This window comes from Neisseria sp. HMSC078C12, from assembly GCF_001838065.1.
Classification (GTDB): domain Bacteria; phylum Pseudomonadota; class Gammaproteobacteria; order Burkholderiales; family Neisseriaceae; genus Neisseria.
Genome location: NZ_KV835584.1, coordinates 145,532 through 163,659 on the forward strand (window position 1 = coordinate 145,532; position 18,128 = coordinate 163,659).

Below are 18,128 nucleotides of genomic sequence, written 5' to 3' on the forward strand. Positions count from 1 at the left end.
TAATTTTGCCGGTTTGAACGGATGATTCAAACCGGCAAAGTTTTAGGTTTCAGTCTGACAGTTTTGCAAATTTATCCCAATTTGCCTGAACGTAGGCTGCTGCGGTTTCCAAGTCTTCGTCGGCAACGTCATAATAATTGCCGTCAAGTTCTTCAAAATCGGGAAAAGCTTTGCGGATTTCGTCGAAATCCCTTTGTTCGTCTGCCATTTTTTCAATGGCTTCGCCGTGTTTTTCGTACAGGGCTTTGGCTTTGTCTAAGATTTTCGGTATCGGCTTGATGCGCCAGCGGCGCAGGCTGTCGGCAACCGGGTTGCCGAAGATGTATTCTCCGTATCCTGACGCGATAAGCTGGACAAAGCCGCCTTCTTGAACTTGGCTGTCGAGATAGCAGAGCGCGGTCAATGTATGCTGTTCGTCGTTGAGGCCGGACATTTCCTCGTCGCCTGCCTGTTCGGTGTGGTCCAAATAGGCTGTGCTGAGTGTATAAAGAAATGAAGCGGAATCGGAAGTGTCGAAATCTTGAATGCTAAGCAGGGTGGTCATCATCATCAAAGGCCGTCTGAAAAAAGTGATTATATAATGTTTTCAGTCTGAACCTAGCGGCCGTTTTGCTTTACAATATCGGAAGATAAGAAAACATAGTGAGGAACCAAACCATGAGTACACAATCTGAAAAAAACGTTGTAGTCATCAAGCCGCAGGATTTGCCGCTGCATTGCTCCGGCCCTAATCATGAAACATGGAACGGCCATCCGCGCGTGTTCTTGCCGATTCAGTCCAACAGCGAGATTGAATGCCCGTATTGCAGCACTTATTACCGTCTTGATGGCGAGATTCCGCATCACCATTACTAATCTATGCCTATGTTGAACAAAATCATCTGCGCTTTGTGCCTGAGTTTGTGCGTTGCGTGCGGCTCGTATAAGGCCGTGCGCCCTGACGCGCCGTTACCGGTCATTGCACAGGCGCAGACGTATTCTGTCCGTTATCAATCCGCACAAGGTCGGACGATTACTGCAATTTATATCAACAGCCACAGCCCGATGATGGTTGAGCTGCGTGAAGGCAATACGGTTGAGAAACTGGTGCAAGTCCGCTTGCGCAGTCAGGGCGTAGAGTACGCCAATCCAAGCTCGCGTTGGCAGATTGGCGATGGGTTTGCAGTGCTGATTCGAGGCGGAAAAGAAGTTGTATTTAAAGAGATTGTGGAATAGGGCGGTTTAGCCTTTAGCCAAATATTTGATTAAAGGTTTGGGCAAACCATAATCCGTCAAATGTTCCGATGATACCCAAAGGCCGTCTGAAAGATGTTCAGACGGCCTTTGTTGCGTCTGAAAAGGGGTAATCATCAATAAGCGGTGGGTCAGGCGGTGGGTAAACGTGGTTTGTTCTTCAAGGCCGTCTGAAATAATGCCGAAGCGTTCGGCGTAAGCATACAAATCGTCTAATTTTTCAAAACAGGGTACGCAATACAGACCGCCCCAAATACCTTTGGCAGGGCGTTTTTCAAGCAATAATGCGCCGTCTTGGTTACGAATAATCAGCCAGTAAAGCGGCAGGGTATGTACTTCAAGGGCGGTTTTTTTGCGCGGCAGCTCGTCAATGCGGTTTTGTTTTTTTGCTTCGCAGATGTCTGCCATAGGGCATTGATGACAAAAAGGTTTTGTCCGTTTGCACACGGTTGCACCCAAGTCCATCAAGCCTTGCGTGTAGGCAGGCATATCGGCGTTTTCAGACGGCAGCAGGCTTTCGGCGAGCGACCAGAGCGAGTTTTCAAATTTTTTGTCTTGAGGATTGCCGTCGCGGGCGAACACGCGGCAGAGAACGCGTTTGACGTTGCCGTCCAAGATGGTTTCGCGGCGGTTGAAAGCAAAGGCAGAAATGGCAGCGGCGGTGCTTCTGCCTACGCCGCAGAGCGTTTCCAAGTCTTTGCGCTCGGATGGAAAGACACCGCCGAATTGTCCGACGACTTGTTGCGCGGCTTTGTGTAGATTGCGTGCACGGCTGTAATAGCCCAAGCCTGCCCATAAAGATAAAACCTCGTCTTGCGGCGCAGCGGCCAGCGATTGCACGGTTGGGAATTTGGCTAAGAAACGCGGATAGTAGTCCAATACGGTGGCAACCTGCGTTTGCTGGAGCATGATTTCTGAAAGCCAGACGGAATAAGGATCTTTGACCTGCCAAGGCAAATCGTGACGGCCGTGTTGCCGTTGCCAATCAATGAGTCGGCGTGCGAATAATGTGGGTGTGTTCATTAATATTTTCTTTTTAATTATTTATTTTTAAAACAGCATGTTATACTATAACATACGAAATAATAATCAGAATTGACTTATCTGGTGGAGGGGTATATAAATATAGTTAACGTGGATTTACGCAGTATTGTTAAAGTTTATTAACCACTCAAGGAGATTCACATGAAAGCAATGGTTTATCACGGCGCAAACGACATCCGTTTTGAAGAAAAACCCCGCCCTCAAATTATCGATCCGACCGATGCAGTCGTCAAAATCGTTAAAACCACGATTTGCGGTACTGACTTGGGTATTTGGAAGGGGAAAAACCCCGAAGTTGCCGACGGTCGTATTCTCGGCCATGAGGGCATCGGTATTGTAGAAGAAGTCGGCGATGCTGTAAAAAACATCAAAGTCGGTGATAAAGTCATTATTTCATGTGTCAGCAAATGCTGTACTTGCGACAACTGTAAAATCCAACTTTATTCACACTGCCGCAACGGCGGTTGGATCTTGGGCTATATGATTGACGGTACTCAGGCCGAATACGTTCGTACGCCTTATGCCGACAACAGCTTGGTTCCGCTGCCTGACAACGTCAACGAAGAAGTCGCCCTGCTGTTGAGCGATGCTTTGCCGACCGCCCACGAAATCGGCGTGCAATATGGCGATGTGAAACCCGGCGATACCGTATTCATCGCCGGTGCCGGCCCTGTTGGCATGTCCGCCTTGCTGACCGCCCAACTGTACAGCCCTGCCGCCATCATCGTTTGCGATATGGACGAAAATCGTTTGAAACTGGCGAAAGAATTGGGCGCAACCCATGCCATCAACCCTGCTTCCGGCGATGTGAGCAAGCAAGTTGCCGCTATCGTTGGCGAAGACGGCGTAGATTGCGCCATCGAGGCGGTTGGTATTCCTGCGACTTGGAATATGTGCCAAGATATCGTGAAACCCGGCGGCCATATCGCTGTGGTTGGCGTACATGGTCAATCCGTTGATTTCAAACTGGAAAAACTGTGGATTAAAAACCTTGCCATCACAACAGGCCTGGTTAACGCGAATACCACCGAAATGCTGATGAAAGCCATTTCCAGCAGCCCAGTGGATTACACCAAAATGATGACCCACCATTTCAAATTCAGCGAATTGGAAAAAGCTTACGATGTATTCAAACACGCTGCTGAAAACCAAGCCATGAAAGTGGTTTTGGAAGCGGATTGATTTGAAAATCGCTTAATATGCTGTTAATTAAAGGCCGTCTGAACATTCAGACGGCCTTTTTGTATGGTTTTATTTTTTCTTCAACCAAACGCCACTTTCGATATGGTGGGTAAATGGGAATTGGTCGAACAGGGCGGTGCGTTCGATGGTATGGGTTTGACAGAGCGTGTCGAGGTTGGCGCGCAGGGTCTCAGGATTACAGGAAATATAGAGGACGTTGTCGAATCGGGCAACCAATTTGAGCGTCTCATCATCGACACCGGCGCGCGGAGGATCAACGAAAATAGTTGAAAAATCATAGTCTTTCAAGTCGATGCCTTGTTCTTGCAGACGGCGGAATTCACGGTTTTGCGTGTAGGCCTCGGTAAACTCTTCCGCAGACAGGCGGGCGATTTTGAGATTGGTAATTTGGTTGGCTTCAATATTCCACTGGGCGGCATTGACGGAAGTTTTGGAAACTTCGGTTGCCAGCACTTGATTGAAATGTTGCGAAAGCGGCAGGGTAAAATTGCCATTGCCGCAATATAGCTCAAGCAGGTCTTTGCCTAAGTTTTGCGCGGCATCACACGCCCACGTCAGCATTTTTTGGCACACTTGGGCATTAGGTTGGGTAAAGCTGCCTTCGATTTGACGGTAGCGGAAGGTTTTGCCGTTGACTGTCAATGCTTCGGTTACGAAATCTTGGCTCAATATGATTTTTTGTCCGCGGCTGCGGCCGATGATGTGGATGCCCAAATTGTGCGCCAGCTCTTGCGCGGCTTGTTGCCATGCTTCGTTCAGCTTCTTGTGGTAAATCATGGTAACCAGCATTTCGCCGCTTAAAGTGGATAAAAATTCGACGGCGTACCAGCGGTTTTTCAGCTCGGGATGATTGGATGCGGCTTCAATCAGTTTCGGCATCAAGGCATTGATGGATTCGGATGCGGCAGGAAATTGGTCGCAACGGATCAGGCTTGCCCCGCTTGCCTTTTGCCCGCGCTCAAACATGGCGTAAAACATTTCGCCGCCTTCATGCCAGATGCGGAACTCGGCACGCATTCTGTAATGCTGTTCCGGAGATTCAAAGACTTCGATTTCTGGAAAATCCAGTCCTTGGAAAAGTTGCTGAAGATATTGCTTTTTGTCGGCTAGTTGTTGCTGGTAGGCAGTCATCGGGGCAGTCTTTCAGAAAATAATGGCGAATTATAATATAGTTGGCGTAAAGATACGAAAGGCCGTCTGAAACATCGGTTTCAGACGGCCTTTGATTTCAAAGCATCAGCTCGTCAATCAGCCTTGCATTTGTTTGGCTTGAACGGCAGTCAGGGCGATGGTGAAGACGATGTCTTCAATCAATGCGCCGCGGGACAAGTCGTTAACCGGTTTACGCAAGCCTTGCAGCAATGGGCCTACGCTCAGGACGTTGGCGCTGCGTTGTACGGCTTTGTAAGTACAGTTGCCGGTGTTGAGGCTTGGGAAAATCAGGACGGTTGCCTGACCTGCGACAGCGCTTCCCGGAGCTTTGGATTTGCCGATGGATGGAACGGTGGCCGCATCGTATTGCAGCGGACCGTCGATTTCCAAATCAGGACGTTTCTCTTTTGCCAGTTTGGTGGCTTCGATCACGGCATCGACGTCAGGACCGCTGCCTGAGTTGATGGTAGAGTAGGAAATCATGGCCACTTTCGGATCGATACCGAAAGCTTTGGCGGTATCGGCAGATTGGATGGCGATGTCGGCCAGTTGCTCAGGCGTTGGGTTCGGGTTGACCGCGCAGTCGCCGAATACCAAAACTTGGTTAGGCAGCAACATGAAGAATACGCTGGATACGAGGCTTGCACCCGGAGCGGTTTTAATCAGTTGCAGGGCAGGGCGGATGGTGTTGGCAGTGGTGTGGACTGCGCCGGAAACCAAACCGTCCACGTCGTTTTGAGCCATCATCATGGTGCCCAGTACGACGGTATCTTGCAGCTGTTTGCGGGCATCTTCCGGAGTCAGGCCTTTAGATTTGCGCAATTCGCACATAGGCTCGACGTATTGCTCAACCAAAGAGGCAGGATCGATGATTTCCAAAGAATCAGGCAGGGAGATACCGCGTTCTTTGGCCACGGCTTCAACTTCTTCGCGGGTAGCCAACAGTACGCAACGGGCGATGCCTTTTTCGTGACAGATGGCGGCGGCGGCGACGGTGCGAGGTTCGGCGCCTTCAGGCAGAACGATGCGCATATTGGCTTTGCGGGCAAAATCGATCAGGTTGTAACGGAATTGGGCTGGAGACAGGCGTTTGGCTTCGCGTTTGGCCAAAGCGGAAACGTCTTGCAACTTGTCGCTGGAGCCGAAGAAAGTCAGGCCGGTTTGCTCGGCAACTTGTGCGCCCAAAGCAGCGGCTGCGCCGTCAATGATGAAACCTTCCAATAAGCCCGGGGAGTTGGTGTAGAGCTGTTTGGCGAGGTTTAATTGTTGGGTAACGGCGGCTGCGTCGGTGTTGTCGGATTTCAGCGCCAATACAACGCCTGCGTCCAAAGACAGCGCCAATTCGACGTTTTTGCCTGCCAAGAACAATTTGTCTGCATCAGGAGTGATGCCTTCGATAATGAGGTTATCTGCATTCAATGCGGCAACTTTACCGACAAGTGCGTCAAACCAGTCGTCGCTCTTGCCTTGAGCCAACAGGGCTTCTGTAGTGGAGTCAACGGCTTGGAAAACTTGCGCATTCAATGCCGCTGCAAATGCTTTTGCCGCTGCATCGGCGCTCAGGCCGGTAGATACCGGTGCGATCAGGATTTTTGCCATTTTGTGTCCTCTCTTTCGGTGATTGTAGAAGGGTGTTGCTGTTGTGCAGCTGGTGCTGCATTTTATCACTTTGGGATAACATATATACGGTCATATTGACATATGTCATCAGGCCGTCTGAAAAGTATAAACGCAATGGACCAAATCCATCAATCCCCCATTGCCGCCAAAAGCTCGGCTTGATGCTCGGCAATCAGGGCGTTGGTGATTTCTTCCAAATCTCCGTCCATTACAAAATCCAGTTTGTGCAGGGTAAGGTTGATGCGGTGGTCGGTCACGCGGCCTTGTGGGTAGTTGTAGGTGCGGATGCGCTCGCTGCGGTCGCCGCTGCCGATGAGGGATTTGCGTTCGGCGGCCTCTTTGGCTTGGGCTTCGCGTTTTTGCGCGTCGTTTAAGCGGGCGGCGAGGACTTTCATCGCCTGCGCCTTGTTGGCGTGTTGGCTGCGGCCGTCTTGGCATTCGACCACCATACCGGTGGGCAGGTGGGTGATGCGGACGGCGGAGTCGGTTTTGTTGATATGCTGACCGCCCGCGCCGGATGCGCGGAAGGTGTCGATGCGCAGGTCGGCCGGGTTCAACTCGATGTCTTCCAGTTCGTCCGCTTCGGGCATGACGGCGACGGTGCAGGCTGAGGTGTGGATACGGCCTTGGCTTTCGGTGGCGGGGACACGCTGTACGCGGTGGCCGCCGGATTCAAATTTCAGACGGCTGTACGCGCCTAAGCCGATAATGCGGGCGATGACTTCTTTATAGCCGCCCAACTCGCTTTCGTTGGCGGAAACGATTTCGACCTGCCAGCGGTTGCGCTCGGCGTAGCGGCTGTACATGCGCAGCAAGTCGCCTGCAAACAGCGCGGCTTCGTCGCCGCCCGTTCCGGCGCGCACTTCGATGAAGATGTTTTTGTCGTCGTCGGCATCTTTGGGCAGCAGCAGTTTTTGCAATTCGGTATCGAGCGTGTCGATTTTGGCTTTCGCCGCTTCGATTTCTTCGGCGGCAAAGTCTTTCATTTCGGGGTCGGACAGCATTTCTTCGGCATCCGCTAAGTCGCTTTGCGCCAGCTGATAGTTTTGGAACACTTCGACCACGGGCATCAATTCGGCGTGTTCGCGCGTGAGTTTGCGGTAGTTGTCCATATCGGACGTGGCTTCGGGCTGTCCGAGCAAATGCGTGACTTCTTCCAGTCGGTCGCTGAGTTGTTGTAGTTTTTCTAAGATAGACGGCTTCATAAATTTTCCAAAATACGGATGCCGTCGAGTGGTCTGCAACGGCGAAATAAGGCGTTATTATAATGGGTTTGAATGAAAATTCAAAAAGATATGATGGATTGGAAAGGCCGTCTGAAACCTGTTTTGAAGTTTCAGACGGCCTTTTTTCATATGTGTTTATTTAGGCGCAGCCAAGATGCCTGTTTGGTTCAGCAGGAATAAAACGGTAAAGCCGGTCAAATAAATCAAACCGATAATGGCGAGGAAGTTCATGCCCATGGTCAGTTTGTGGCGTTTGTCGCCTTTGACGAGGCGGTAGTTCAACCAAGCAAACACGGGAGCGGCAACGAAAGCGGTAATCATGGCGAATTTGAGCAGCTCGGCCATTGCGCTGTTGAACCAGAAAATCACGGCCAAGCCTGAACCTGCGACCCAAATATTCCAAGCAAACAATTCGGCATTGCCGGTTTTGTCTTTACCGCGCAGCAGGCGTACCGGTTCGGCAATCGCGCGGGCGTAGCCGTCCACTACGGTAATGGTGGTGCCGTACATACAGGCGAAGGCAATAAATGCCACCAGCGGACGCGACCAGTCGCCGATGGTCACGGCGTACATATTAATCAGCTGGCCGACATATTTGCCGCCCGCCATTTGCACTTCTTCGCCGTTGCCGTATTGGACATATGCACCCAAGGCGAGGAAGACGACTGCCAAAATCGCGCTGGTGATGTAGCCGACGTTGAAGTCGAAAATACCGTCGCGGTAGCTGGAAGGGTTGATGCGTTGTTTTTCGGTAACCCACAAAGAGTTGATGGCGGAAATTTCAATCGGCGCAGGCATCCAGCCCATCAGCGCGATGAGGAAGCCCAAGCCTGCCAATGTCCACGGGGTAGGCTCGATAAAGTCGGGTTTCATCTGCATGCCGCGAGACATGGCCACGGCGGCTGCGGCGACGGTGGCGATGGTCAGGCTGACGATGATGATTTTGGAAACGTTGTCCAATGCTTTATAGCGGCCGCTTGCCAAAATCAGCAGGCAGGAAACCATAATCATGACGGACACCATGCCGGCATCGAAAGTCAGTGACGGGATTGCCATTTTGACGATGGCGGCGGTAACGATGGCGACTGCACCGGCATTAATCGTTGCCGATGCAATACATAAAATCAAAAATACCCACAAATAAACGCGGCTTTTCTCGGCATAGCCCTCAATCAGGCTTTTGCCCGTATCCAGCGTGTAATGTGCGCTGAAGCGGAAAAACGGGTATTTGAACAGGTTGGTCAGAATAATAATCAGCGCAAGCTGCCAGCCGTAAAGTGCGCCTGCCTGCGTGGAGGCAATCAGGTGCGAACCGCCGACTGCCGCCGAAGCCATCATGATACCCGGGCCCAGAGCATTGATTTTGCTCTTCCAGGTGGAAGCGTGTGTATGTTGTTCAGTCATAATTAGTTTCCGCCTTTTTCAGACGGCCTTATTATCAAAAAAAAGCATATTTTAACGTAAATAAAAAGTTTGCCCAATAATATGCGTAATACTTTTTATCAATCAAAGGGAAAATACGGTGTTAAAAAGCCGAGATGACGGAGCGAACGATATTTTGTGCCAAAAACATTTTTTCAGACGGCCTTGTATCGCTTTTTATTCATGAACATGGGGTAGGGAGGACTGAGTGTGTCCGTTTGGAAACGGAACGGCTGGGCGAGGCTTTTTGATGCCTTGAGGCCGGTATATTAAAGGGAAGTATGGAGCAGGGAATTCACGTTTTGCTCGGTTGCTTCAGCCAGTTGTGCCAGCGGTACGCCGCGCATTTCGGCGGCAATTTCGGCGATACGGCAGATGTTGGCTGGTGTATTGGTTTCGTGGCCGAGCATAAAGGGGCTGTCGGTTTCGAGAACAAAATCCGTGTCATCTAAGGCTTGTAAGGCGGCACGGACTTTTTTGGCATTGGGATTGAGCAGCAGCGAGCCTATGCCGATTTTGAAGCCGAGTTTCACCAAAATCCGCGCTTCTTCTACGCTGCCGGAGAAAGCGTGGACGATACCGCCTTGCGTGAAACCGGCGGTTTTGACGGCGGCGGCAATGGCGGCGGTGGCTTTCAGATTATGGATGATGACGCGGCGGTTGAGGTGTTGGGCGAGGATAAGTTGGCGGATAAAGACGTCGGTCTGCGTGTCGCGTTGCGCTTGGGTTTGCTCTTTGCCATAAAAATCTAAGCCGATTTCGCCAACCCATGCTTGCGGATGCCGGATTAATTCTTTCTCTAACTCTTGGAATGCCGCTTCGTTGAGGCCGTCTGAAAACCACGGATGAATGCCCAAAGCGATATGGATGTTTTCAGACGGCCTTTCCAACTGCGCAACGGAGTGCCAATCCTTGGGGGACGTAGCCGGTACGATGAAACGCGCCACGCCGGCGGCTTGCGCTTCGGCAAGCACGGCAGGCAGCGTGTCGGAAAGTTTGGGGTCGGCAAGATGGCAGTGGGTGTCGGTAAAAGTCATACTAAATGGCGGTTTACAGCAGATTTAATTGTCGCAATTCTTGTTGCACCTTATCCGCATCCCAGTCATGTGATACGGCAAGGGTCATCAGCGCGGTGGCCGTTTCAAGATTGCATTTGCCGCCGTTGATAATACCTGCCTGACGCAAAGCATTGCCTTGGGCATAGACGGCGGCGGCGCAACCTTGCGGCACTTGGCTGATGTTGAGCAGCAGCTTGCCTTGTTGCGTAAAGGCTTGAACGGCTCGGACAAACGCATCGTTGCTTGGCGCATTGCCGTGGCCATAGCTTTGCAGAATCAGGGCTTGGGCGCAAAGGTGGGGCAGGCCGTCTGAAAGTTCTTGCGCAGCATAACCGGGAATCAGCGTGCGGACGGAAACTTTGGCTTCAGGATTGGGAAGACGCGGTTTGAGGCCGTCTGAATGTTGGGTCGGGGCGGTACGGATATTGTGCCAACCTTTGTTTTCCTCCCATTCGGCGAGCGCACTAAAATGCAGGTTGTCAAAACCAGCGGCGGTCTCGGTGCTGACCTTGCTGCTGCCGACGGCGGGGAAGAGCTTGCCGTCAAAGGCAATCGCCACTTGTTTGAGCTTGAGCGAGAAAGCAGAAACGGCGGTGGCCAGGTTGCGCGGCGCATCGCTGTTGGCGGCATCGTAAGGCCATTGCGAGCCGGTCAGGATAACGGGTTTGTCCAAACCTTGCAGTGAAAGGGCGAATAGGTTGGCGGTGTATGCCATGGTATCCGTGCCGTGCAACACCAAAATGCCGTCATAGTCAGGCAGTTTGGCGATAATAAGCTCCAGCCAGTCGCGTTGGTTTTGCAGCGTTACCGCGGAAGAATCGATGAGCGGCTGGCAAACGTGCCATTCGAAATCAAGGCCGTCTGAAAAGGGGGCAAGGGCTTTATCGACGAGAGCGGTATCGGGGCGCAGGCCGGCGCTGCTTTGGGTCATGCCGATGGTGCCGCCTGTGTAGAGGACAAAGATTTTTTGTTTCATGGTGTTTCTGATGAATGATTGAGGCCGTCTGAAAGAGGGGAAGTGTTTCAGACGGCCTGGAATGGTTTATTGATTGGTTTGTTTTTTGGCTTTTGCCGCGCGTTTTTCGTGCAGCTTCTCGCGGAAGAAGGTGTGGCGGCGGTGTTTTTTCCACCAAATCCAGCCGACAATGACTGCGCCGATGCCCAGTACGATAAAGATACCGGATTGCAGGCTGTGCATTTTTTTCATCAGCCAGTCGGTATTGCGTGCGCCGTATTCACCCAAATAAATCCAAACCGGCACGGAAATCAGTGCGGCCAAACCGTCCATCAGGATGAAGCGCAGGTAGGAAACCTTGCGGCTGATGCCTGCGGTCACGAAAACGGCGGTACGCAGGCCGGGCAGGAAACGGGCGACGAATAAAACCCAGTTACCGTATTTGTCGAATTTTTCCTGTACTTGGGCATAGCGTTTGGGCGTCATCACGCGCGCGATTGGTTTGAATTTAAGGATTTTTTGTCCCCAAATCCGGCCGGCCGCAAACATAAAGCCGTCGCCTACCAATACGCCGAGCATGCCGACGGCAAACATAATATGCGAGTTGGTATAACCCAGGCCGGAAATCACACCGCCGGTTACCAGCGTCAAATCTTCAGGAATCGGCACGCCGAAGCCGCAAATAACCAAAACGAAAAACACGGCCGCATAGCCGTATTCAACGAAAAAAGATTCTAAAAATGCAAACATGGCCGCCGTCCCACGATAGATATTGATTGATGACTGGATTAAGTTGGAATTCTACCAAAGATAAGGCCGTCTGAAAGCAATCACAAGCAGATATTGTTCAAATTTGACGGTAGTTTGCAAAAAATATGGAAATTCGGATGCGGAAAGTTGGGATATGGACGGATTTGGCAGGTACAATAGCCACTGGTTTATCTTTCAAAGCCGAAATGGCGGTCTGTTTTCAGACGGCCTGTTTGGAAAGTTGGTTGTGGAATTAAAGAATCTAAAATTCAAAAGGAATCCATTATGTACACTTGTACTTCCTGCGGCGAAAACCATGAAGAGATGCCCGCAATCGGCTTTATCACTCCAGATCCCTATAATGAGCTAAGCGAGGACGAACGTAGTACCTACCAAGCCGAGTGTAACAGTGATTTCTGTATTATCCGCTATCCTGACCAAACTGACCGCTTTATCCGCACGGTGCTGCATATCCCCATTATCGGACATGAGGAAACGTTGGAATACGGCGTATGGGTATCTGTCAGCGAAAAGAGTTTTAACGATTATAAAAGCCACTTTCATGATAATTCGGAAAACGTTGTTTATTTCGGTATGATATGCAACTGGCTGCCCCCATATGAAACCAACACCTTCGGTCTGCATTGTAATGTTGTTACACAGTCTAATAACCAACGCCCTCTGCTACAACCCCATCAAAGTGGCAAACATCCGCTGATACGTGACTTTTACCAAGGCATAGAATGCGCTGAAGCGCAGGCAAGAATAGATGCGGTATTCGGATCGGATTACTAAGGACAAAAAGTAAACATTCCTCTCTTGAACGAAACCATACTTGATATTTCCTGCCTTTTCCTGCAACTGTTTTGTAAACCTGTCTGCTATTGAGCAAATTGTCCACTTCAGCGGAATGCCTACTGCCTTCGTGTCTGATACGATTACAGGTGAAATGTGGATAGATTTCTGCTACAAGGGCTGGAAGTTCAGTATTCACAACCCATATGGTAAATATTGGTTTTTGCTGAAAACAGCGAATGCCCAAAAGCCATATTGCAATAAATATATGATTCAGGCCGTCTGAAATCCAAAATTTGGTTTTAGACGGCCTCAAATAAGGATCAACATGAAATACAGAGATTTGCGAGAATTTATTGCCGGATTGGAAGCTGATGGCAAACTCAAGCGCATTCAGCATCCGGTGTCGCCGCATTTGGAAATGACCGAAATCGCCGACCGCGTGCTGCGCGCCGAGGGGCCGGCGTTGCTGTTTGAACACCCGGTTAAGCCCGACGGTACGCGTTATGATTATCCCGTGTTGGCGAATCTGTTTGGCACGCCCGAACGCGTGGCGCTGGGCATGGGGGCGGACAGCGTGTCCAAGTTGCGTGAAATCGGTAAAACTTTGGCATATCTGAAAGAACCCGAACCGCCTAAAGGCATTAAAGACGCGTTTTCCAAATTGCCGCTGCTGAAAGATATTTGGAGCATGGCGCCGAACGTGGTAAAAAACGCGCCGTGTCAGGAAATCGTGTGGGAAGGTGAAGACGTTGATTTATATAAACTTCCGATTCAGCATTGCTGGCCGGAAGACGTTGCGCCGCTGGTCACATGGGGTTTGACCGTTACGCGCGGACCAAACAAAAAACGCCAAAATCTCGGCATTTACCGTCAGCAGTTAATCGGCAAAAACAAGCTGATTATGCGCTGGCTGTCGCATCGCGGCGGCGCGTTGGATTATCAGGAATTCCGCAAACTCAATCCCGATACGCCGTATCCCGTCGCCGTCGTGCTCGGCTGCGACCCTGCCACCATTTTGGGCGCGGTAACGCCTGTTCCCGATACCTTGAGCGAATACCAGTTTGCCGGACTGCTGCGCGGTTCGCGGACGGAGCTGGTGAAATGTATCGGCAGCGATTTGCAAGTGCCTGCCCGCGCCGAAATCGTATTGGAAGGCGTGATTCATCCGAACGAAACCGCGCTGGAAGGCCCATACGGCGACCACACGGGCTATTACAACGAGCAGGATCATTTCCCCGTGTTCACGGTCGAACGCATCACCATGCGTGAAAACCCGATTTACCACTCCACCTACACGGGCAAACCGCCCGATGAACCCGCCGTTTTGGGCGTGGCGTTGAACGAAGTGTTTGTGCCGCTTTTGCAAAAGCAGTTCCCCGAAATCACCGATTTCTACCTGCCGCCCGAAGGCTGCTCCTACCGTATGGCGGTGGTCAGCATGAAAAAACAGTACGCCGGACACGCCAAGCGCGTGATGATGGGCTGCTGGTCGTTCCTGCGCCAGTTTATGTACACCAAATTCATCATCGTGGTGGATGACGATGTGAACGTGCGCGACTGGAAAGAAGTCATCTGGGCAGTCACCACGCGCATGGATCCCGTACGCGACACTGTTTTGATGGAAAATACGCCTATCGACTATCTGGATTTCGCCAGCCCTGTCAGCGGACTCGGCGGCAAAATGGGTTTGGATGCGACTAACAAGTGGCCGGGTGAAACCAACCGCGAATGGGGTTGTGTGATCAAAAAAGACCCTGCCGTTACGGCCAAAATCGATGAGATTTGGGAGCGTTTGGGCTTATAGATGTCATTTCTATTGGAATTTATACTTCAAATCGTGATGGAAATGATTGGGGCGATGTTTGAGGGTACGGTAGAAATATTGTGGCTCGATTGGGGAAAAAGAAAACTCTCCCAAAAAGGCTTGATAATGTTGACCGTATGGTCTGCCATTATTGTTGCACTGATTGTGTATATGGTCATTCCTAAGTAAACATCTTATTTTGACAATACATCTGTTAAAAGGCCGTCTGAAACTTTTTGGGTTTCAGACGGCCTTTGATTTGAAAATTTAGCGTGGTTTGAGCCACTTCCATTGTTCTTGTATGGTTTCTTGCAGGGCTTTTTGTTTTTCTGCCGGTGTGTTCATGCCATTGGTCAAGCGGCTGTAATCAAGGGTAATGGAAGGGTTTTGTACGGTTCCGCCGATTTTGAGGGGAATCGGTTTGTTTTTGGGTTGCAGTACGTTGCTGATAAGCAGGTTTTCGGACAGTTTTTGGGTATTCAAATCGGTATAGCCGCTGCTGACAACGTGCAGGCTGTCGGAAAACAGTTCGGTGTTGATATGATGGCTGATGCCTTTCTCGATTTCGCTATTGAGGATGAAATGATGGAAAGGGGTTTTGAGGTTGCTGTTGTCGATTTTTTCCGAAGAAATGCCGTTTTTCAGAATGCTGTCCATATCGATGCCGTGCCATGCGCCGTTGGTAATATCGAGGAGCAGGCTGCCGTTTAGGGCTTGTATCATTTGGGCGCGGTCGTTGCCGGAAGTTTGAATGTCGATAACGGCGTCGCCGCTGCCGCTGAAACTGTGGAAACCGAACAGGTCTTGTAGCAGCGGCTGAATTTGTATGCCTTTTGCGTTTTGTTGGAGGTGGTAAGAAGCGGGTTGGGTGGCTGCAATACTCAGTCCGCCCTCTGTTTTGCCGCCATAAAGCCCGGCTTTGAAACGGTGCAGGGCGATATGTTCTTTATCTGCGGTAAGCAGGGATTCGACGTTTTCAAGTTGCAGGCCGGCAGTTTGAATGCTGCCGATTTGGAGGTTGGCCTCAATGTCGGGCAGCCAGGATTTGGTCAGAAGGGAAGGAAGACTGAGCGACGGCTGGGTTTTCAGGTCTTCTAAATAAGGGGTCAGATTAAGTTTTTGTAAGGCGATACCGGCGTCAAGGTGCGGGCGCGGTTGGGCATCGCGTTGGTATTTAAAGGCTAAGGCGAGGGCTTGTCTGTCAAATGCGCCTTTCAGACGGCCTTCCCATGTATTCAGGCTGAAGTTAGCCTGCCCTTCGAGTGTGCTGATGAAGCGTGGACGGGGAAGGCGGTTGATGGTGTCTTGCAGGGTACTGAGGTGCAGTTTGGGCGCATCGATGCCTTTACCTTTTTGCCAAACCAACGGGCTGGAAAAGGTAAAGTTGGTTTGGAGGCGGTCGTTTTTATGGCTGCCTTTGAGTTCAAAATTGGCGGCGGTCAAAACGGTTGCGTAGAGGTTGGCTTTGTCCAGTTTGAATGAGCCGTCCCATTGGTTGTTTTCGCTGCCGGCGGTCAATGCGCCGTTGAGTGTATTAAGGTGTAAATAGCCGTTTTTGAATTGCAATAGAGGAGAACGTGCGTTGATATGCAAGTTTTGAAAGCCGCTTTCGGCTTGCAGATTGAAGTCGCGGAGTAGGGCGGTTTGGTTTTGCCAATTAAGGCTGCCTGCGATTTGGGCATCCAGCTTGTTTTTGAGTAATACGGTTTGCAGGTTCAGCTTAAGGGCGGGAACACTCCAACCGGCATTGTTGGGTACCAGATAGCCTGCACCCTGCCAACTGATGGGGTTGCCGATGTTTTGCAGTGTGCCGCTGATGTCGAAGGGATGGCCGTCTGAATCAGCTTGCTGCAGGGAAAATTGCAGGTTGTTTAAGGCAATATTTTGCTCTTTAGTGTGATAACGGATGCTGCCGTTATTGATGATGATGCGGTTGAGCTGAAAACTTTCTTTTGACGATGGGTCTTGTTGCAGGCAGGTGGGCAGATGGTGTTTTGAGTCCAGTGTCAGTGTCGGGTTTAAAAGAATCCATTTTTCAAGAATGGGGGCATCCGACCATAGGCTGCTCCAGCCAAAGCCCATTTTTGACTCGGCGATGTTCAACGTCGGCGTGTCAGGTTCGGAAGAGGAAAGGCTGAGGTCTTTTAAAATCAGCGTGGGGCGCGGCAGCCATTTTCTGCCGATAGTGGCGTTGTATTTGATTTGGCAGCCATGGGCGGAAAAGTTTTTTTGTATGAATGCGTCGATGTTTTCTGTGTTGAATATGCGGAACATTAAGGCACTCAATACCGCCGCGAGACATAAAAGCGCGGTAATGCTGAAAACCAGGGTTTTCAGCCAAAATTTTCCTGAGTGCAACATGGAATGAACAGACAATTCAGATTCTCGCTTTGATGGGAGCTTTAAGGAATGATTGGGAGTTTAAGCCTTGCTGCTTAAGCGTGTGGAAGTATAACACAGAGTGAGCCTGGTTTCAGACGGCATGGGCATGTGAATAAAAACACCGCCCAAAGGCGGTGTTGATTTTAAGCATAAATTATTTACGCAGACCCAGGCGGGTAATCAGTGAACGGTAAGTATCAGGCTGAGTACGGCGCAGGTAAGACAGCAGGCGACGACGTTGGCTAACCATTTTCAACAGGCCGCGACGGCTGTGGTGGTCTTTAGGGTTGGCTTTGAAGTGAGGAGTCAGGTCGTTGATGCGGAAAGTCAACAGAGCGACTTGTACTTCAGAAGAACCGGTATCGCCTTCTTTGCGTTGGAAATCTTTAACAATTTGTGCTTTTTGTTCTACGGTCAATGCCATGATGGATAACTCCGAAAATAAAAGAACCTTTTCAGGTTCGGACAAGTTTGCCAAGCCAAGCGACCTAAGCAAACTCCTAAGCGCCTTTTTATAAAGACGGGCGGATTATGCCACAATTTGTCTCTGTGTGCCACATCTTTTCAGACGGCCAAAAAAAGCGGCGATACCTTCCAGTACCGCCAAAGCTGCTTTGGTGATAAAACTAAACTTTATTTGCTTGCACAGCGGAAGCCTAAGTTATTTAAAACATATTTGGATTGCAGGCTGGTACGGATGCCGTAGCGCAGGAAGGCGGCGTAATTTGATGGATCGCTGGAACCTACGGATGCGCCACTGCAAAACATTTGCGTATCGGCATTGCCTGACGAGAGCAGGCTGCTGTTGAAGTCTTCAGTCCATTCCCAAATCAGGCCGTGCATATCGTATACGCCCCAGTAGTTGGGTTTGTTTTTACCGATGTCATGCAGGCCGTTGCGGCCGCCGTCTGCATACCAATCCAAGATGGTACGGTTGTAGCCGGGTTCGGCAGAGCCGTCTTTTTGAGTGGCAGAAGCCAAGCCTGCAAATTCCCACTCGTCAATAGTCGGCAGGCGTTTACCTTTGGAAACACAGTAAGCATTCGCGGCGAACCATGAAACATTGGTTACCGGATGTTTGAGTTCGCTGGCTTTAGGAGCAAAACTGTTGCTGCCGTTCTTTACCCAATGTTTCAGGTAAGCTTTTTCAGCATGTCTGGAACTGATTTTGCCTTTTTGCCATTGCGGATGCGTGTTCACAAATTCGGCAAACTCAGCATTAGTCACCGGATATTTGTCAAGCTGGAAGGGTTTGACTTTAATAAGGGAAGTTTCTTTTTTGAGATAGAGAGGACGGTAGCTGCCTCCTTCGATTTTTACCATTTCGGCAGCAAATGTATTGCCGCAGATTAAGGCACTGCCTAAGAGGAGGAGTCGTATGAGTTTCATGGTACGCCCTTATTATCGATTGAAACAGAAAATTTATTTTTCAGATAGCCTAATCATAACAAGGCCGTCTGAAAAATCAATCTGTCTGATTT

Annotated in this window: 17 protein-coding genes; 5 read left to right on the forward strand and 12 right to left on the reverse strand. The window is 50.4% G+C overall.

Annotated elements, in window-relative coordinates; translation table 11 throughout:
* Positions 1 to 49 precede the first annotated feature (49 nt).
* Positions 50 to 550, reverse strand: coding sequence for a DMP19 family protein (locus HMPREF2596_RS02285; RefSeq protein WP_083324970.1), 501 nt, complete (start codon positions 548 to 550; stop codon positions 50 to 52).
* 107 nt (positions 551 to 657) lie between these two features.
* On the opposite strand from HMPREF2596_RS02285, the gene HMPREF2596_RS02290 reads away from it, so the two are divergent.
* Together HMPREF2596_RS02290 and HMPREF2596_RS02295 are read left to right on the forward strand one after the other, a co-directional pair.
* Complete coding sequence (locus tag HMPREF2596_RS02290; RefSeq protein WP_036491686.1) at positions 658 to 855, forward strand: zinc-finger domain-containing protein; 198 nt, start codon at positions 658 to 660, stop codon at positions 853 to 855.
* Positions 856 to 858: 3 nt separating this feature from the next.
* Positions 859 to 1,215, forward strand: a complete 357-nt coding sequence (locus HMPREF2596_RS02295) for a hypothetical protein (RefSeq protein WP_070849395.1) — start codon at positions 859 to 861, stop codon at positions 1,213 to 1,215.
* A gap of 6 nt (positions 1,216 to 1,221) precedes the next feature.
* Here the strand turns inward: HMPREF2596_RS02295 and mutY are convergent, their stop codons facing one another.
* Complete coding sequence (mutY, locus tag HMPREF2596_RS02300) at positions 1,222 to 2,256, reverse strand: A/G-specific adenine glycosylase (RefSeq protein ID WP_070849398.1); 1,035 nt, start codon at positions 2,254 to 2,256, stop codon at positions 1,222 to 1,224.
* Positions 2,257 to 2,418: 162 nt separating this feature from the next.
* Here mutY and HMPREF2596_RS02305 point away from each other — a divergent pair, with 162 nt between their 5' ends.
* The gene (locus HMPREF2596_RS02305; protein ID WP_070849399.1) at positions 2,419 to 3,459 is read left to right on the forward strand and encodes a zinc-dependent alcohol dehydrogenase family protein; all 1,041 of its coding nucleotides are present in this window, start codon (positions 2,419 to 2,421) and stop codon (positions 3,457 to 3,459) included.
* Between the two features lie 69 nt (positions 3,460 to 3,528).
* On the opposite strand, the gene trmA is transcribed toward HMPREF2596_RS02305, so the two are convergent.
* The 7 genes from trmA to HMPREF2596_RS02340 all read right to left on the reverse strand — a co-directional run bounded on the left by trmA (position 3,529) and on the right by HMPREF2596_RS02340 (position 11,663).
* On the reverse strand, positions 3,529 to 4,611 hold the full coding sequence (gene trmA / locus HMPREF2596_RS02310; protein ID WP_070849400.1) for a tRNA (uridine(54)-C5)-methyltransferase TrmA: 1,083 nt from the start codon (positions 4,609 to 4,611) through the stop codon (positions 3,529 to 3,531).
* Positions 4,612 to 4,728: 117 nt separating this feature from the next.
* Positions 4,729 to 6,231, reverse strand: a complete 1,503-nt coding sequence (gene pta / locus HMPREF2596_RS02315; protein ID WP_070849402.1) for a phosphate acetyltransferase — start codon at positions 6,229 to 6,231, stop codon at positions 4,729 to 4,731.
* Positions 6,232 to 6,380: 149 nt separating this feature from the next.
* Positions 6,381 to 7,457: a peptide chain release factor 1 gene (gene prfA / locus HMPREF2596_RS02320; RefSeq protein ID WP_070849404.1), complete on the reverse strand. Its 1,077-nt coding sequence runs from the start codon at positions 7,455 to 7,457 to the stop codon at positions 6,381 to 6,383.
* Between the two features lie 156 nt (positions 7,458 to 7,613).
* Positions 7,614 to 8,882: an Nramp family divalent metal transporter gene (locus HMPREF2596_RS02325; protein WP_004519380.1), complete on the reverse strand. Its 1,269-nt coding sequence runs from the start codon at positions 8,880 to 8,882 to the stop codon at positions 7,614 to 7,616.
* Positions 8,883 to 9,169: 287 nt separating this feature from the next.
* Complete coding sequence (locus tag HMPREF2596_RS02330) at positions 9,170 to 9,937, reverse strand: TatD family hydrolase (RefSeq protein ID WP_070849406.1); 768 nt, start codon at positions 9,935 to 9,937, stop codon at positions 9,170 to 9,172.
* 13 nt (positions 9,938 to 9,950) lie between these two features.
* Entirely contained in the window at positions 9,951 to 10,934 is a 984-nt protein-coding gene (locus tag HMPREF2596_RS02335) for an asparaginase (RefSeq protein WP_070849407.1), read from the reverse strand.
* A gap of 66 nt (positions 10,935 to 11,000) precedes the next feature.
* Positions 11,001 to 11,663: a DedA family protein gene (locus tag HMPREF2596_RS02340; RefSeq protein WP_036491712.1), complete on the reverse strand. Its 663-nt coding sequence runs from the start codon at positions 11,661 to 11,663 to the stop codon at positions 11,001 to 11,003.
* Positions 11,664 to 11,948: 285 nt separating this feature from the next.
* Between HMPREF2596_RS02340 and HMPREF2596_RS02345 the strand changes: the two genes are divergently transcribed.
* Positions 11,949 to 12,458, forward strand: a complete 510-nt coding sequence (locus HMPREF2596_RS02345) for a DUF2199 domain-containing protein (RefSeq protein ID WP_049348938.1) — start codon at positions 11,949 to 11,951, stop codon at positions 12,456 to 12,458.
* Between the two features lie 328 nt (positions 12,459 to 12,786).
* Positions 12,787 to 14,265, forward strand: coding sequence for a 4-hydroxy-3-polyprenylbenzoate decarboxylase (gene ubiD, locus HMPREF2596_RS02350; RefSeq protein ID WP_070849409.1), 1,479 nt, complete (start codon positions 12,787 to 12,789; stop codon positions 14,263 to 14,265).
* A gap of 267 nt (positions 14,266 to 14,532) precedes the next feature.
* Here ubiD and HMPREF2596_RS02360 read toward each other — a convergent pair whose 3' ends face one another.
* The 3 genes from HMPREF2596_RS02360 to HMPREF2596_RS02370 all read right to left on the reverse strand — a co-directional run bounded on the left by HMPREF2596_RS02360 (position 14,533) and on the right by HMPREF2596_RS02370 (position 18,036).
* Positions 14,533 to 16,626 carry an AsmA family protein gene (locus tag HMPREF2596_RS02360; RefSeq protein WP_070849413.1) on the reverse strand — a complete coding sequence of 698 codons (2,094 nt, stop codon included), beginning with the start codon at positions 16,624 to 16,626 and terminating at the stop codon, positions 14,533 to 14,535.
* Positions 16,627 to 16,801: 175 nt separating this feature from the next.
* A complete protein-coding gene (gene rpsO / locus HMPREF2596_RS02365) occupies positions 16,802 to 17,071 on the reverse strand; it encodes a 30S ribosomal protein S15 (protein ID WP_036491726.1) in 270 nt (89 codons plus the stop codon).
* A gap of 209 nt (positions 17,072 to 17,280) precedes the next feature.
* A complete protein-coding gene (locus HMPREF2596_RS02370; protein ID WP_070849414.1) occupies positions 17,281 to 18,036 on the reverse strand; it encodes a formylglycine-generating enzyme family protein in 756 nt (251 codons plus the stop codon).
* Positions 18,037 to 18,128 lie beyond the last annotated feature (92 nt).

Excerpts from the sequence above, each read along its gene's own strand:
- pta (WP_070849402.1), bottom strand. The coding sequence starts at position 6,231 with ATGGCAAAAATCCTGATCGCACCGGTATCTACCGGCCTGAGCGCCGAT.
- HMPREF2596_RS02305 (WP_070849399.1), top strand. The coding sequence starts at position 2,419 with ATGAAAGCAATGGTTTATCACGGCGCAAACGACATCCGTTTTGAAGAA.
- prfA (WP_070849404.1), bottom strand. The coding sequence starts at position 7,457 with ATGAAGCCGTCTATCTTAGAAAAACTACAACAACTCAGCGACCGACTG.
- HMPREF2596_RS02370 (WP_070849414.1), bottom strand. The coding sequence starts at position 18,036 with ATGAAACTCATACGACTCCTCCTCTTAGGCAGTGCCTTAATCTGCGGC.
- HMPREF2596_RS02340 (WP_036491712.1), bottom strand. The coding sequence starts at position 11,663 with ATGTTTGCATTTTTAGAATCTTTTTTCGTTGAATACGGCTATGCGGCC.
- HMPREF2596_RS02335 (WP_070849407.1), bottom strand. The coding sequence starts at position 10,934 with ATGAAACAAAAAATCTTTGTCCTCTACACAGGCGGCACCATCGGCATG.
- mutY (WP_070849398.1), bottom strand. The coding sequence starts at position 2,256 with ATGAACACACCCACATTATTCGCACGCCGACTCATTGATTGGCAACGG.
- HMPREF2596_RS02290 (WP_036491686.1), top strand. The coding sequence starts at position 658 with ATGAGTACACAATCTGAAAAAAACGTTGTAGTCATCAAGCCGCAGGAT.
- HMPREF2596_RS02345 (WP_049348938.1), top strand. The coding sequence starts at position 11,949 with ATGTACACTTGTACTTCCTGCGGCGAAAACCATGAAGAGATGCCCGCA.
- HMPREF2596_RS02295 (WP_070849395.1), top strand. The coding sequence starts at position 859 with ATGCCTATGTTGAACAAAATCATCTGCGCTTTGTGCCTGAGTTTGTGC.
- HMPREF2596_RS02325 (WP_004519380.1), bottom strand. The coding sequence starts at position 8,882 with ATGACTGAACAACATACACACGCTTCCACCTGGAAGAGCAAAATCAAT.
- rpsO (WP_036491726.1), bottom strand. The coding sequence starts at position 17,071 with ATGGCATTGACCGTAGAACAAAAAGCACAAATTGTTAAAGATTTCCAA.
- HMPREF2596_RS02360 (WP_070849413.1), bottom strand. The coding sequence starts at position 16,626 with ATGTTGCACTCAGGAAAATTTTGGCTGAAAACCCTGGTTTTCAGCATT.
- HMPREF2596_RS02285 (WP_083324970.1), bottom strand. The coding sequence starts at position 550 with ATGATGATGACCACCCTGCTTAGCATTCAAGATTTCGACACTTCCGAT.
- HMPREF2596_RS02330 (WP_070849406.1), bottom strand. The coding sequence starts at position 9,937 with ATGACTTTTACCGACACCCACTGCCATCTTGCCGACCCCAAACTTTCC.
- trmA (WP_070849400.1), bottom strand. The coding sequence starts at position 4,611 with ATGACTGCCTACCAGCAACAACTAGCCGACAAAAAGCAATATCTTCAG.
- ubiD (WP_070849409.1), top strand. The coding sequence starts at position 12,787 with ATGAAATACAGAGATTTGCGAGAATTTATTGCCGGATTGGAAGCTGAT.